Source organism: Alteromonas sp. G4i13 (assembly GCF_054960505.1).
On sequence record NZ_JBHNYX010000040.1, the window covers coordinates 1 to 15,136 of the forward strand.

The following is a 15,136-nucleotide window of genomic DNA, read 5'->3' on the forward strand; positions in this document are numbered from 1 at the left end:
AGGTCACTATATGTGACCTTTTTTATTATGATTTGAACGAAACTATTAGTCGTTCGCTGCTACTTGGGTTGAAAAGGTATCTGAAAACCAATCGTTAAGCATCGCTTTTTCATAAGAAAGCGATTCCGTGCGATTGCGACGAATATTCGACTCCATAAAATCCATATCTTTAAGTTTCACATCTTCACCACTTAAAATGACCTGACCGTCGGCATTAGCCAACGAGTAGCTGAATGTCATTCTAGGAATATCAACGCGCTTAATGATACGGACGTCGCTACCGGCACCGTTACCGAAGCCGACAAACTGGCTTGGCCAAACCTGGCCAGCTAAATCAACATTTGTTACTGTCATTGACAGCACTTGCGACTCAGGTAAATCACTGGCCAAATCTACAATGTGTTCTTCAAGCTCTTGTAGCGTTCGTTCGCGGAACCGTTTACGAGATTCATTGGTTGGCCTTACATCGCTATAAGACTCAGGTTCTTCCCACGTTATCTTCACCTCAGCGGCTTGAGTGGGAGCAAAAACGGTAAGGAGTCCCACCGCTGTGGCGCAGCTTAAACAAGAAAAAGTACGTAATTTATTCACTTTTATGCTCCTAAATTCAGTCGTTTAAACTATGAGTTAGCAAGACATTTAGAGAAAGCTTAGCATGCAGCAATTGTAGGCTTTTATATCAGCTTTATATTTAACCAACCTTGTTAAAATTGGCTAGTCTCGCTTTGCTACTTGCATAACTGACGACTGTTTAATGATTAGGCATAGTTGAACGCGTTTAGTTCCCGTAAAGTTGGGGTTTATATCGTCCTTTTCACAATAGGTGTGATAAAAACGTTTAACGCTTGCGCTATCAGCGGTGATTTGCTGAACATATGTTTGCTGGTAAGGCTTTAGGGGACTTAGCTGGACATTAATTTTGTCTTGTAAACTACGTAGTTCCTCTCGCTCCGGTAAAGTTGCGATTGAAACTAGCCATTCAGAAAGCGAGTTCTGAATATCTTCAAAGAGATACTGAACAAAAGGGGACCGCAGCACAATTACCAAAACAATAATTTCAGCAGCGATGATAAAGAACCTTAACATGACTTCTCAGCTAACTTTGACAGACGTTTACTACAAATAGCGCCAATTATTTAGCACCTTTCTTACTATGTGCTCAACTACACTTTGCCAATTTACATTTTCACAATGCTCACTGTACACGATTCAAACGGTAATTGACTACATTATTATCGACGATAATAGGGTCATATCGGTTTACCTGTAAATACAGCAAACTATACTCATGTATAGTAGGTAAAGCCTAATCGTCGATGTTGGGCATCAAATGGCATCTGGCCGTCATATTAATCCTCATTATTCACGTAACTGTATTTAACTATTTACAAAGTTACATAGACTGAGGAAATCAAAACAAAAAACGACTTACGTTCTGAAGTTTCAGTATTGACTGAAACTTTAAAAAGATACACCATACGCCGCATTATTGATCTACATTAAACATGACGTTTTGAACGCAGTTATACTGCACAGGCAGTTCGTTACGTCACATAAGGTTAAGCTATGAATGAACAAATACCGGTAAAGACCGTTACACCGGTAAAAGTACATAAACCCAAAGGTGGACCTGAGGGTAAACGCCACGACTCTCGTAGCCGTATTTATGTGCGGGCTGTACAAGGCCCTCTAGAGACGTTTAGACGCATGTTTGGCCTTTTCTTTTTGGGCCTCTTTGCCATCATTCCATGGATTCAGTACAACGGGCATCAAGCCGTGCTACTCGATATTGGTGAGCAGCGATTTACTATATTCTCACTAACTTTATGGCCTCAAGATCTCACTTTACTGGCCTATATATTTATTGTTTCCGCCTTTGCGCTGTTCTTCGTCACCACTTTCGCTGGTCGAGTGTGGTGTGGATTTATGTGTCCTCAAACAACGTGGGTATACATTTATACGTGGTTCGAAGAGAAATTCGAAGGCCCGCGCAACAAGCGTATAGCGCTAGATGCACGCAAAATGGATGCAGATAAATTTTTGCGTAAAACAGCTAAGCACACCGCTTGGGTATTGGTAGCGCTGTTAACGGCTTTAACCTTCGTTGGCTACTTTACGCCAATTGATGAACTGTTTATCGATTTTGTAACATTTAACACCAGCTTCTGGGCAGGTTTATCGGTTATTTTCTTTGCCGTATGTACGTACGGAAACGCTGGCTACATGCGCGAAATCATGTGCACGCACATATGCCCGTATGCGCGTTTTCAGTCTGCCATGTTCGACAAAGACACGTTTACTGTATCGTACGATGCAAAGCGTGGAGAGCAACGCGGCCCGCGACCACGCAAACTTAGTCACGAGCAAGTAAAAGAAAAAGGGTTAGGCGACTGTATAGACTGCAACCTTTGTGTTCAGGTATGCCCAACCGGTATCGATATTCGAAATGGCTTACAATACGAATGCATCAACTGCGGCGCCTGTGTTGATGCCTGTAACGGTGTTATGGATAAAATGGGTTATCCTAAAGGCCTGATAAGCTTTACTTCTGAAGAAGAGCTAGCTGGCGGTAAGACTCACATTTTACGTCCAAAGTTAATTGGTTACTTTGTTGTTTTAGTGGTGATGATAGGCTTGCTGTTTGCCAATATTTGGATGCGCAGCCCCACCGAAGTTGACATTATCCGCGACAGAAACTCGCTATACCGCGAAACGAATGAAGGGCTAATTGAGAACGTCTATACAATAAAAGTACTTAACAAAACACAGCAAACCCAAACCTACTCTATTGCTGTAAAAGGTTTGCCTGACTACAAGTACATTGGTGAGCAAACTGTAACAGTTGAAGGCGGTGCGGTGTATAGCACGCCAATTTCAGTTGCAACTGACGCCTATAATCTGGAAGATACGGTTACCGATATTTTTATCAGTGTAACCACCACTATTGATGGGGAAACGGTTACTGTTGATGAGCCAACTAAGTTCCTTTATCGATGACAGATTTTTCATTCTCTGGGCTTAGCCCAGACACCATATTAGATGCCCTGGAAAGTCAGGGCATTTTTCTTCAAAGCGGTTTACTAGCACTAAATAGTTATGAAAACCGCGTCTATCAGTTTTTGGCTGAAGACGGTCAGCGCTATGTAGCAAAATTCTATCGCCCAGGTCGATGGACCGACGCTCAAATTCTTGAAGAACACGCGTTTGCTGCAGAGCTAATCGACAACGAAATTCCATTGGCTGCGCCCATTTCTCTCAATGGCAGCACGCTGCATCACCACACCGTGGCCGAAACTGACTATCGATTTGCGTTATTTCCTTCGGTAGGCGGCAGGCAATTCGAAAATGACAACCTTGATCAACTCGAATGGATGGGGCGTTTCATTGGCCGTATTCACCGCGTGGCCCATGCTAAAGGGTTTGCACATCGTCCCTCGATTGATATTGAAAGTTACCTCGATGAGCCGAAGCAGGTGCTTATGCAAAGCACACTGCTGCCAGAGCATCTAAAGACAGCATTTTTTGCCATACTTAACCCGGTTATTGATGCCACGAAAAAAGCGTATAAGCCAACATCAAGTATTCGGCTTCACGGTGACTGCCACCCAGGCAATATACTGTGGCGCGATGGCCCAACCTTCGTTGATTTAGATGATTGCCGCATGGGCCCTGCTATCCAAGATTTGTGGATGATGCTAAGCGGCGACCGCCAACAACAACTATTGCAGCTCGATACTTTGGTTGAAGCATACGAGGAGTTTCACCCGTTTGACACTGCACAGTTGCCACTTATTGAGCCCCTCCGCGCTATGCGAATGGTGCATTACATGGCATGGCTTTCACGACGCTGGGAAGACCCTGCTTTTCCGCGGGCATTTCCTTGGTTTGCTGAAGACAAATACTGGGAAGGCCAAATACTTGCTCTGAAAGAACAGCTATCGGCCCTTCAAGAGCCTCCACTGAAATTAGGATATTGAGCCAGCCCCTTTACTGCTGAAAAAACGCTTTTTCGGTGACCGTTGCCGATAATCTTATGGCGGTTACGAAAAAGCGTAAGGTATAAGAAACCGTATTCGCTATCACTTTTTAACTTAGATATAATCGACAGTGTGTAGGTGCTCTTGTCTAGCTCCATATTAACTACGGCGACAAGGGTTAAACGGGAAATCAGTGAAAAACTGATGCTGCCCCCGCAACGGTAAACTCAACGCGTTGTCGTTTTCTTTTCATACGCCACTGTCTTTTATGCGTTACGTATTAAACGCCATTAGATGGGAAGGCAAAAGAGCTATTACATTTTTAGTAATGGTGAGTAAGCCCGGATACCGGCCTGTACTTCATGGTGTCGTTTGCTTGCTCACATCCATAATTAAGCAATGCGTGCACTTTCCCTAATCATGTGCTCGGGTGGAGCGCATCAAAGACAACATAAAAACCATGCGTACACATTTTACTAAAGCAGCCCTTAGCGCTGCAGTTATTTCGTGCTTAAGCACACCTGCCTTTGCTCAAACTTCTGACCAAGATATTGAAACTTTAACAGTAACAGGCACGCGTTTGCCTATTTCGTTAACCAAACTTCCTGGTTCAGTATCGGTGCTAACTGAAAGCGACATTAAAGCTTCGGGCGCACTTCAACTTACCGATCTAATTCGCGGCCTACCTGGCGTTAGCTTGTCTCAGTCAGGCAGTCCTGGTGGCTTAACAGAGCTGCGCGTGCGCGGCGGTGAAACCAACCATCTACTTGTTTTAATTGATGGCGTTGTTGCCAACGACGTAGGCCAAGGAAGCCTAGTTGACCTTGCTCACTTAACTAGCGCAAACGTGGTGCGCATAGAACTTCTTCGAGGCCCGCAGAGCGCAAGATGGGGCAGCGGCGCTATCGGTGGTGTATTGAGCATTACTACGAAATCAGGCCAGTTTGCCGATAATGCGTCACACGTAGACTTCTCTGCTGGCGTTGGCACACAAGGTACGTTGCAGGGCAGCATGAACGCGCGCTCGCAAAGCGATAACGTAGGTATTTCTGCATACGCCAGCTACATACGTACCGACGGCGACAACGTATCTCGTGTTGGTAACGAAGATGATGGCTACGACAACATGACCGCTGGCATTAATATTAATTATGCCGCAACGTCGGAGCATACGTTAATAGCTAACCTTCGCACGGTTCAGTACGAGAATGATTACGACGGCACTGATTTTGTGACGACAGGCCTTCCTGCTGACTCAGATAACGTGACGGATGGTTCACAAATTAGTGCGAAATTAAGATGGGAATTTGCTCCGGAAAATACAGGTTATCGCTCAGCGCTAAGTGCGCATTATCGCAAAGACGATAACGATAACACTGAGTCAGGTGCAGACACTGGCGGTACCACTGGTGAGCGCATAGAGCTAAACTGGACAGGTTTCTATACCATGGATAACTGGGATTTTGCTGGCGGTGTTGAATACCTACAGCGCCTTTTTACCCAGCGCGGCCCTATTGCATTTGGCGATCCGAACCAGAAGCAGCACGACAATACTTATAGCGTATTTGCCGAGACAAATGGTCAGCTAACCGAGTCGCTAACCGCAACTCTAAGCGCACGATTCGACAACAACAGTGAGTTCGACAATGCCGTAAGTTATCGCGGTGGCCTCACTTGGCAGCTTAACGATTACTACGCTGTTTTTACCAGCTATGGTAAAGCTGTTAAAACACCCACCTTTACTGAGCGCTTTGGCTACTTCCCTGCAAGCTTCATCGGCAACCCAAACTTAGAACCTGAAACCAGTGAAGAATGGGAAATAGGCGTTAAGGCAAACTGGAAATCACTGTCTGCACAAATCAGCGCATACACTACCGACCTTGAAGATGAAATCAATGGCTTCGTATTTGTGTCAGATTTGGGTGCATATAGTGCCGATAATATCGACGGTGAAAGCTCGCGCGAAGGTATTGATCTAGAACTTAACTGGGACAGTGGCTATGGTGATTTTACCGCAGCGTATAGTTATCTAGATGCGGAACAAACCGACAATGGTATAACAACCACTGAACTGCGTCGTGCCCGTCACCAAGGCTCATTAACCTACAACACTGACTTTGGAACGGAGAAGTTCAGCTTCTACACCAAGCTAGCTTACACAGGGAGTCATTACGACACCTTCTTCCCTCCTTTCCCTGAACCGTCTCAGACTCTGGCGCTGTCAGCCTATACGCTTGCAACCGTTAATTTAGGCTATCAAATAGATAAGCAGTGGCAGGTCTCGTTGAAGGTCGACAATGTATTTGATACTGATTATGAAGACATTGTAGGTTATGCAGGCCAAGAGCGTCGCGCTCTACTTTCAGTTAACTACAGCATGTAAGTGATGTAACGTTAATGAACCTTCTGTTGAGCGTTGCTTAAAGGCAAAACTCAACGTGAAATCGACAAACAATAAAGGGCTATACATGGTTATAGCCCTTTTTCTTTGAGTTTCTGTTAGGGCCTGATGATTCAGACTCTGTTCATCATGCGTATATAAAATACTGCATTTACCTAAACCTTGAATCGCGTTTTTTAGTGAGCTTATCGCGTAGTAAGGCATTGAAGTAGAACAGGTCCTAGTTAAGCGAACAAGCCTGTGATAATCTCGGTATCGATAATAGTTTTTTGAACATAGGATTATATTCCATGAAAAAGTTTGCAGTAATGTTTGTCATGGCAATGCTTTTGCCACTAACAGCATGCGCTCAAGAGCCAGCGTCTAAATGGAAAGAAGGTACCCACTATACTGTGCTTGATAAAGAAGCCACAGATAAGCCTGTTATTACTGAGTACTTCTCATTTTGGTGCCCTCACTGCTTCCAGTTCGAACCAATCGTTGCGCAAATTAAAGAAAAGAAAAGCGACGGCACGAAATTCAATAAGGTGCACGTAAACTTTATGCGTTTTACTGGACCTGAAGTTCAAGATGATGCAACTAAAGCCATGCTTATTGCGCGCGCTATGAAGCAAGAAGACGCGATGAACGGCGCTATTTTTAACTATATCCACAAGCAACGTGCATCTATCACTGGCTTGAAAGACCTTCGCAATATCTTCGTTGTGAACGGTGTAGACGGTGAAGAGTTTGACAAAATGGCTAAAAGCTTCGGCGTAAATAGCATGGTGCGCAAGAATCAACAGCAAATTGACGAGTATCGTGAGCACCTAACTGGTGTGCCAAGCTTTATTATCAACGGTAAATATCAGCCTACATTCACTGCTGACATGACCTTCGACGACATCGCTGACCTAATCGTGTGGCTATCTGAGCAAAAATAATTTGGTTAATAACCAATACACTCGTTAGACCTTGAATAATTAAATGGGCGCTCAGGCGCCCATTTTTACGCCTTGGAGCATCCCAATGTATGCAGTAAGTGACTTTGCTGACTTTATCTGTGAACTTGACCAGCTAAAAGCAGTTAAGCGCCAGATCACCCTACCCTGTGATAACTATCGACAGGAAAACTCCGCAGAGCACAGCTGGCATGTTGCATTAATGGCAAATATGCTAAGCGAATATGCGGCTAAACCCATAGATGTGACCCGCGTTATTCGCATGATCCTTATTCACGATATTGTGGAAATTGATGCTGGCGACATGTTTGCTTTCAATCATCAAACAGATCACGACGCACAAGCCGAGAAAGAAGTAGCTGCCGCTAAGCGCATTTTTGGTTTATTGCCGAGTCCACTTAGTAGTGAAATGCTCGATTTATGGCTTGAGTTTGAAGCAGCGGAAACCGCCGATGCAGAATTTGCAAAATCAATGGACCGCGTACTTCCCGTATTTCAAAATATGAAAGACAACGGAGGAAGCTGGAAGCGTCACGGTATTCCAAGGGAGAAAATTGAGAAGCGTAATGCTCACCTTAAATCTTGCGCACCGGCTTTATGGGACTACGTTATGCATCAGCTTGATGTGGCCGTTGAAAAAGGCTGGCTAAGTCAGTAACGACTCAGCCAGACCTGTAGTATTAATTACAACATAACGTTGTAATAATGTATTGCAATTAGAAGCGTGTACCAATCCACATCCAGAAGCGATTGGTATCCACCTTTATATCTCCCGCATCGTAAGTACCGTACTTAATGCCAAAATTGTACTTACCTGCAAACTTCTTCGTATACTGTACATTAATTTCGCTGCCTAAGTCGTCAGCACCGTTACTGCTGTCGTCAGCGCTGAAATCGTGGTAAGCCAAAAGCCATTTACCACCGGCTAGCCCACCTGATAGAGATAACTTAAGATCTTTTAAGCCCTGTGCTGGCGTGCCCAAGAACTGATCAGTCCAACCGTTGAATTTGTGCAGCGTAGCTAGCGGCGTTGCAAAACCGTACAACCCATCGTCAGAACCTAGTATTTCGTAATCGACCTTAGCAGTCACACCAGAAAACGTGGCTGCGACATACGCATTTAAATACGAGGCGTCAAAGTCGCTGGCCGTTTCGCCCGCGCCAGCTTCGCTTGATTGCGTGGCAAACTCACCACCGTAAGCCCAACTCACGCTCTCACTTTTCGTCTTTCCATCGTAGCTCACGCCATACGTGTCCAACGCGTTATCCGTGTCGTTGTCCACCTCTAAAAGGTAAGCGTAGGCCACAAACTTGCCAATTTTAGATGTATAAGTCGCATGAAGAATATGATCTTTAGAATCTAAATCTGCCGCCTCAGCAAAAATACGGTTGCGTTTGTAAAGATAGCTATAAAATAGCGCTAGATTGTCGGTCGCCGCATATTTTGCGCTTACCGCATCAAAGGTCTGGCGGTCTTGTCGCCAGCCAACGTGGCCAACAAATCGATGGTCATCAAGTGTAATTACTTGGCGCCCTACTCTGGCGGTAAAGTTATCTGCCTTATACTGAATAAAAGCTTGATCAACTTCGGTGGTTTCAGGGTCGGCAATGACCGAGTACTCACCCACGTTAAAGCCAGTAGGCCCCACAGTAAACTCATCTTGCCCCAATACAATACGGCTATCTTCAACCTCGGCAGTAAACGAAAAGCCATTAACACTACCCGAGCTAAAGCCCAAACGGGTGCGCAAAGTCAGTGCACTTGCATCTTCTAATGCATTGTCTTGATCAACAGATTCATAACGTAAATTCAGGTCCGCCCATGCTTTTGAATCACTAAGGGCGGCGTGAATATCGGCAGCCATTACGCTGCCGCCTAGTACTGTCATAACAGATGCCGCCAGCATCTTGATGCCAAAGTTTTGTAACGTGTTCATGTGTATCCCCTATTGGTATTGATGAGGGCCTGCTGGCTTTTGCTGTACATTTTTTGCAGCGGTCTGTGTGCCATCTAGGCAAGGCGGATGTTTGACGGTTTAGTGGTTCTAAATCGAAAACATTCACGGCAGTATAGATGGCACACAGGCGCTGCCCGAAGGGGTCGTTATGGAAGCCTTTTACTCTTTGTCACAGTCCTTTAACTTAGCCCACTAGGCTTGCAGGACTGTTTCGCGATTAAAAGGCTTCCATTTAGACCAAAACTTGTACAACAAAGGCCAACAGGCCCAGAAGTCAAAACTTATCCAGCCAGCATTAGAATGCCGGTTGAAAAGTACTGGTTTTGGTTGGTGGCGGAAAAGGCTTCCGCCCTAGTCAGGTGCCGATAAAGCTAGGCGGCATCTGATTTCTTAGCGTCTTTTTTTTCAGATGACACCCCGCTGGGTTTTGCTTGTTGTTGCGATTGTTTGTTAGTAGTTGGCGCTTGGTTTGCGCGTGACGAAACGGTTTCAACCTTCTTTTGTTTGTCGTAAAGAAAGGTTAAGACTTCATGTCTGTAGTGGTTGTACTGCTTGTTATCTGCAAGTGCTAATCTATCTCGTGGACGCGGCAACGCAATATCTAGAATTTCGCCAATGGTGGCCGCTGGGCCGTTATTCATCATAACAATGCGGTCAGATAGCAATACTGCCTCATCCACATCGTGGGTAATCATAATAACCGTGTTGCCCAAGTCAGCGTGAATTTCCATGAGCGAGTCTTGAAGATGAGCGCGAGTTAGGGCGTCTAGCGCACCGAACGGTTCGTCCATTAGCAGCACTTTTGGTTCCATTGCCAATGCTCGCGCAATGCCTACTCGCTGTTTCATACCACCTGATATTTCACTGGGTAATTTATCAAGGGCGTGGGTCATGTGCACAAGCTCTAGGTTGTGCATGATCCAGTCACGCATCTCGGTTTTACTCTTGTCTCGCATGGTAGATTTCACGGCCAGTTCAACATTTTTGTATACCGTAAGCCAAGGTAATAAAGAGTGGTTTTGAAAGACTACAGCGCGCTCAGGTCCAGGCTGCTTCACTTCTGCGCCATCTAAAATTACGCCGCCCGTGGTAGCTTGATGTAGACCTGCGACGATATTCAACACCGTTGATTTACCGCAGCCCGAATGGCCAATTAACGACACAAATTCACCTTTACTGATTTTAAGATTCACATCTTGAAGCGCAGTAAATGGCCCCTTCGGTGTGGGGAAGTCGATACCCACCTGCTCTAACTCTAAGTGTTTAGTGTGCATAAAATTCTCCTCAAAATTAGCGTAGTACGCTCGACTTGTCCCAGCTTACAGCGCGCTGAATCGATAACATTAAGCGGTCTAGCACAAAGCCAATAGCGCCAATGGTGAGCACTGCTACCATGATTCTCGCTAGCGACTCCGAACTTCCGTTTTGGAATTCATCCCACACAAACTTTCCTAGGCCCGGGTTTTGGGCAAGCATTTCTGCCGCAATCAGTACCATCCAGCCAATACCAAGCGACAATCTAAGTCCTGTAAAAATCATGGGAATAGAAGATGGAAGTACTATTTTGGTGAGATGAGCAAAGGGCGTAAGACGCAATACTTTACTTACGTTGATTAGGTCTTTATCAATATTGGAAACGCCTACAGCGGTGTTAATAAGAGTTGGCCATAAACAACAAAGCGAAACCGTAAAGGCAGAGGTGACAAATGATTTAGAAAACGCCGGGTCATCGCTGACATAAAGGGCACTTACTACCATAGTCACCAGCGGCAGCCATGCCAATGGAGACACTGGCTTAAATAACTGGATAAGTGGATTTATTGCGGTGTAAGCAGATTTACTTAGACCACATAGTATACCCACGGGAACCGCCACGACTGATGCAATTAAGAATCCAACCATGACGGTGTAAAGGCTTGTCCATATCTGATCAAAAAACGTTGGCGCACCGGTGAATTCTCTAATTTTTGGCTGATAAGTAGGGTCCTGCGCTACACGCGCTGCATTTCTTGCTTCTTGACGTTGATAGAAAGCGTCCGCTTTTTCACGCTGTGTAATATGCTCGTCAATTAACGCACTGGCTTGCTCGAAAACTTGTGCAGGTCCTGGGAACTGCCCCAGCGACGTGTCGATACTTTTTGCTACACCATTCCAAATGGCCAAAAACATCAGCAAGCCGATAACAGGCAGCAGCAACGCAGGCGTGGATTGATATAAACGGCTCAACAAAGAGTTGGCGTTTGACGGCGACGATGGAAGGCGAAGAATGGTTGTCATCTTGCTCATTGCTTGCTCCTGACTCTTGATGTGCGCTTTTGCGCTGTTTATGCCCCGCCCTAGTTAGAACTGAAGGTAGGGCCATTAAATCAGACACTTACAGTACAGTGTCGCCCTTCAGACCAATCTTAAATTGCTCTAAGTAAGCGTTAGGCGTGCTTCCGTCAAACGTCACGCCATCAATGAATTCGCTCTGAGGCGGCTTGTAGCCCGTTTCCGTCCCAAACTCTGGAAAATCAGACGCCTTAGCTTTACCTTCGGCAATCAGTGCTTTAGCAGCCTGAGCATAAACCTCTGGTTTATAAACTTTTTTGGCTGTCTCTTTATACCAATCGTCAGACTTAGCCTCTGAAATTTGACCCCAGCGGCGCATTTGTGTGAGGTACCAAATAGCATCACTGTAGTATGGGTAAGTGGCGTTGTAGCGGAAGAACACGTTAAAATCAGGCACGTCGCGCTTGTCACCTTTCTCGTATTCGAAAGTGCCTGTCATGCTGTTAGCCAGTACGTCTTCATCTGCCCCTACGTAGTTACTTTTAGCAAGAATCTTTACCGCTTCAGGACGGTTCGCATTGTCGTTTTCATCCAGCCACATTGCCGCTCGAATTAGGGCTTTAACCACGCGAATGTGCGTATTTGGGTATTTGTCAGCCCAGCCCTGGCTTACGCCGAACACTTTTTCAGGGTTATTTTTCCAAATTTCGTAATCGGTGATCACAGGCACACCAATACCTTTGAATACTGCCTGTTGATTCCATGGCTCGCCTACGCAGTACCCATAGATGGTGCCGGCTTCCATCGTCGCTGGCATTTGCGGTGGGGGAGTGACTGACAACAGAGCCTGAGCGTCTATTTGGCCCGCGGTATCGCCTTTATGCGGCGCATAATATCCAGGGTGAATTCCACCTGCCGCAAGCCAATAGCGTAACTCGTAGTTGTGTGTAGAAACTGGAAATACCATTCCCATGTTGAACGGCTTTCCAGCATTGCGGTATTCATCAACCACTGGCTTTAAATAATCAGCTTTAATAGGATGAACTGGCTTGCCATTTTCGTGTGGAATATGGGCCTTCATTTTGTCCCAAATTTCATTAGAAACGGTAATTCCATTACCATTGAGGTCCATACTAAACGCTGTTACCACATGCGATTCCGTGCCGAAGCCAATGGTCGCACCAAGGGGTTGGCCAGCCAGCATATGAGCGCCATCTAGTTGGCCGTCGATTACGCGATCAAGCAGCACTTTCCAGTTAGCTTGCGCTTCCAATGTAACGTAGAGGCCCTCATCTTCAAAAAAGCCTTTTTCGTACGCCACAGCAAGCGGTGCCATATCAGTTAGCTTGATAAAACCAAACTTAAGTTCTTCCTTTTCAGGCCAGCCTACCGCTGGCTCTTGTGCTGCCACACTCGCAGAAAAACTTGCTACAGAGACGGCAAGTGCTGCACATACTCCAGCACTCGCCGTTCGAAAGCGTTTTAGCAGTGATGTTGTCTTTAACCCAGTCATACGTGTTCCTCGTAGCCAAAAAAAAACCCACCAGCGTACGACGTTTAACCGTCGAGCATGGTGGGCTTCGTTGCCGTGTTTGTAATATCGGAGTTCTTACAAACGCATCAAGTTGTTAATGGTAAGTCAGGAATTCCCGCTCACACACCTCATCTTTAAGGGAGGTTTATTAAAAGCTTTAGCTTATAAAACCATCTTTATTTTTTATTATTATGCACTTGCCATAAATGCCGGAGATGATGATGCTTCCTTACCGTTCTCCGCTGAATCCTATTTGTTTACCCTATGGTAAGTGTTGTGCATTCCACTCTGCCATCGCATTTGTGTTTGCACCCGTTGCATTGTACAGCAACGTTGCTGTTGCACGGATTATTTAGCACCCATCGTGCCAGAAATGTAAGCCATTAAAATTTATGAATATTTACACTATTGAGGTAAGAGAAAAGTGAGAATGAATTCGTTTTGGTGCACCAAAACAGGGGGGGTGTTCAACCTTGGTGCGCGAAAGCAGATACCAAGGTTGAACAAATATGGCCAATGACTGAGGCTGTCTGATTGTGTCGCTAATTTTCTAGAGGCGTTTAGTAAATTGCCCGATAGCGTTTACCACTTCATTGGCACCGCTTTGGATTTCGCTCATTGCTTTGCCTGACTGCGTTGAATACTCTAAGGCTTCGCGCGCTTTTTCCTGACCCGCTTCAATTAACTGAACTGCATTTTCTGTTAACTTTCTGTTTTCTACGACGACGTTTACGATTTCTTCAGTTGCGCTACTGGTTCGCGACGCTAGCTGCCTGACTTCATCGGCAACCACCGCGAAACCACGCCCTTGATCGCCTGCACGTGCAGCTTCAATAGCAGCGTTAAGCGCCAATAAATTAGTTTGATCGGCAATTCCGCTAATACTTTTAACCAAATCCGCAACTTTTTGGGATTGCTCATCTAGGTCCTTAATACCTTCACTCGCATTGCCCATCTGTTTCGTTAATTCGTTCATCGCCTTAACCGTAGAATCGAGCACTTGGTTACCCTTACATGCTTGCTCTCCAGTTTCTTGCGAAATGTTGAATGCAACGTTGGCGGCTTCAGAAATGGCGAATTCCCGCTTCATTTGCTCTGTAATTACCGTTGCGAATTTCACTACTTTATAAAGCTGACCATCTTCGTTTCTGATGGGGTTATATGACGCTTCTAGCCACACGTCATTCCCTCGGCTATCAATGCGTTTGTAGCGTCCAGATTCTAACTGTCCTTGCGCTAGCCCACGCCAAAAATGTTTATATTCTTCCGAGTTCGCCTCTTGCTCTGTGCAAAAGATCCTGTGATGCTTCCCAACTAGTTGCTCCAGCTTGTACCCCAAACCTTTCAAAAAGTTTTCGTTGGCTTTTATGATGGTGCCATCAAGGTTAAATTCAATAACAGCAGAAGAGCGATGAAGCGCGGCAATCATATCTCTAAGCTCATTACTGTAAGAAATATTGCGCGTTTGCTCTGCCATATAGAAAGAAATACACTTCACATTTCCATAGGCGTCGTCTATGGGCTGTATAATTCCTCTTACCCAAATCTCATGACCTTTTGCATTGTTGAATCTAACTGCGCCATGCCAATGACGATGATTTTTAATAGCGCCTAGCATATCTTGAACGTCCGATTTTTTGGGCGATTTCGGATCCATTAGGCTTTCAAGAGACTTCCCTTCTAGCTCTGAAATCTTAAATCCTGTTGCTTGAGTATATAGATCATTAATTGCACTTATACGTCCGTCTGCATTCAACTCAATGTACAACATTTCTTCACGAAGCTCTTCCTTAACCGTTTCATGTGCCGCCATTTCCTTTTCCAAACGTTGGTTTTCGGCTATCAACTCTTTATTTTTGAAAAACATCCTGCGCTCCTAATGAACTTCGTTTCACGCATTATTTATCAGCCGACTCAGCTCATAACGAAGCCACCCTGACAAAATAGGCACTGGCGTATCACACTGAAATACGGTTAGTTGTCTGAAACGATAAGCTAGTATTTATTGGTTTTGATTAAAGATAGCAGAGCAAGTGAAGTTTATTGATGTTTCA

General features: G+C 45.2%; 12 protein-coding genes and 1 riboswitch. Of the genes, 5 read left to right on the top strand and 7 right to left on the bottom strand.

Annotated features, from left to right (window positions below):
* Positions 1-45: 45 nt before the first annotated feature.
* Together ACFI6J_RS16810 and ACFI6J_RS16815 are read right to left on the bottom strand one after the other, a co-directional pair.
* Complete coding sequence (locus ACFI6J_RS16810; protein WP_014948252.1) at positions 46-591, bottom strand: DUF3016 domain-containing protein; 546 nt, start codon at positions 589-591, stop codon at positions 46-48.
* A gap of 123 nt (positions 592-714) precedes the next feature.
* Positions 715-1,086: a hypothetical protein gene (locus tag ACFI6J_RS16815; protein ID WP_039231779.1), complete on the bottom strand. Its 372-nt coding sequence runs from the start codon at positions 1,084-1,086 to the stop codon at positions 715-717.
* Positions 1,087-1,566: 480 nt separating this feature from the next.
* On the opposite strand from ACFI6J_RS16815, the gene ccoG reads away from it, so the two are divergent.
* The 5 genes from ccoG to ACFI6J_RS16840 all read left to right on the top strand — a co-directional run bounded on the left by ccoG (position 1,567) and on the right by ACFI6J_RS16840 (position 7,977).
* The gene (ccoG, locus tag ACFI6J_RS16820) at positions 1,567-2,997 is read left to right on the top strand and encodes a cytochrome c oxidase accessory protein CcoG (protein ID WP_014975671.1); all 1,431 of its coding nucleotides are present in this window, start codon (positions 1,567-1,569) and stop codon (positions 2,995-2,997) included.
* Entirely contained in the window at positions 2,994-3,977 is a 984-nt protein-coding gene (locus ACFI6J_RS16825) for a serine/threonine protein kinase (protein WP_014975670.1), read from the top strand. The genes ccoG and ACFI6J_RS16825 overlap by 4 nt, the downstream gene beginning before the upstream one ends.
* Positions 3,978-4,096: 119 nt before the next feature.
* A riboswitch (cobalamin riboswitch) is annotated at positions 4,097-4,348 on the top strand.
* 89 nt (positions 4,349-4,437) lie between these two features.
* On the top strand, positions 4,438-6,360 hold the full coding sequence (locus tag ACFI6J_RS16830; protein WP_216600737.1) for a TonB-dependent receptor plug domain-containing protein: 1,923 nt from the start codon (positions 4,438-4,440) through the stop codon (positions 6,358-6,360).
* Positions 6,361-6,668: 308 nt separating this feature from the next.
* On the top strand, positions 6,669-7,301 hold the full coding sequence (locus ACFI6J_RS16835) for a thiol:disulfide interchange protein DsbA/DsbL (protein ID WP_014948248.1): 633 nt from the start codon (positions 6,669-6,671) through the stop codon (positions 7,299-7,301).
* Positions 7,302-7,386: 85 nt separating this feature from the next.
* Positions 7,387-7,977 (top strand): HD domain-containing protein, encoded by a 591-nt coding sequence (locus ACFI6J_RS16840; RefSeq protein ID WP_069943743.1) that lies wholly within the window; start codon positions 7,387-7,389, stop codon positions 7,975-7,977.
* A gap of 58 nt (positions 7,978-8,035) precedes the next feature.
* Here the strand turns inward: ACFI6J_RS16840 and ACFI6J_RS16845 are convergent, their stop codons facing one another.
* From ACFI6J_RS16845 to ACFI6J_RS16865, 5 genes are all read right to left on the bottom strand, one after another.
* Complete coding sequence (locus tag ACFI6J_RS16845; RefSeq protein WP_061439534.1) at positions 8,036-9,256, bottom strand: alginate export family protein; 1,221 nt, start codon at positions 9,254-9,256, stop codon at positions 8,036-8,038.
* Positions 9,257-9,648: 392 nt separating this feature from the next.
* Entirely contained in the window at positions 9,649-10,551 is a 903-nt protein-coding gene (locus ACFI6J_RS16850) for an ABC transporter ATP-binding protein (protein ID WP_061439531.1), read from the bottom strand.
* A 16-nt stretch (positions 10,552-10,567) separates the two neighbouring features.
* Positions 10,568-11,563 carry an ABC transporter permease gene (locus ACFI6J_RS16855; RefSeq protein WP_061439529.1) on the bottom strand — a complete coding sequence of 332 codons (996 nt, stop codon included), beginning with the start codon at positions 11,561-11,563 and terminating at the stop codon, positions 10,568-10,570.
* An 88-nt stretch (positions 11,564-11,651) separates the two neighbouring features.
* Complete coding sequence (locus ACFI6J_RS16860) at positions 11,652-13,061, bottom strand: CmpA/NrtA family ABC transporter substrate-binding protein (protein WP_061439524.1); 1,410 nt, start codon at positions 13,059-13,061, stop codon at positions 11,652-11,654.
* Positions 13,062-13,632: 571 nt separating this feature from the next.
* Complete coding sequence (locus tag ACFI6J_RS16865) at positions 13,633-14,949, bottom strand: methyl-accepting chemotaxis protein (RefSeq protein WP_061439522.1); 1,317 nt, start codon at positions 14,947-14,949, stop codon at positions 13,633-13,635.
* Positions 14,950-15,136: the final 187 nt, after the last annotated feature.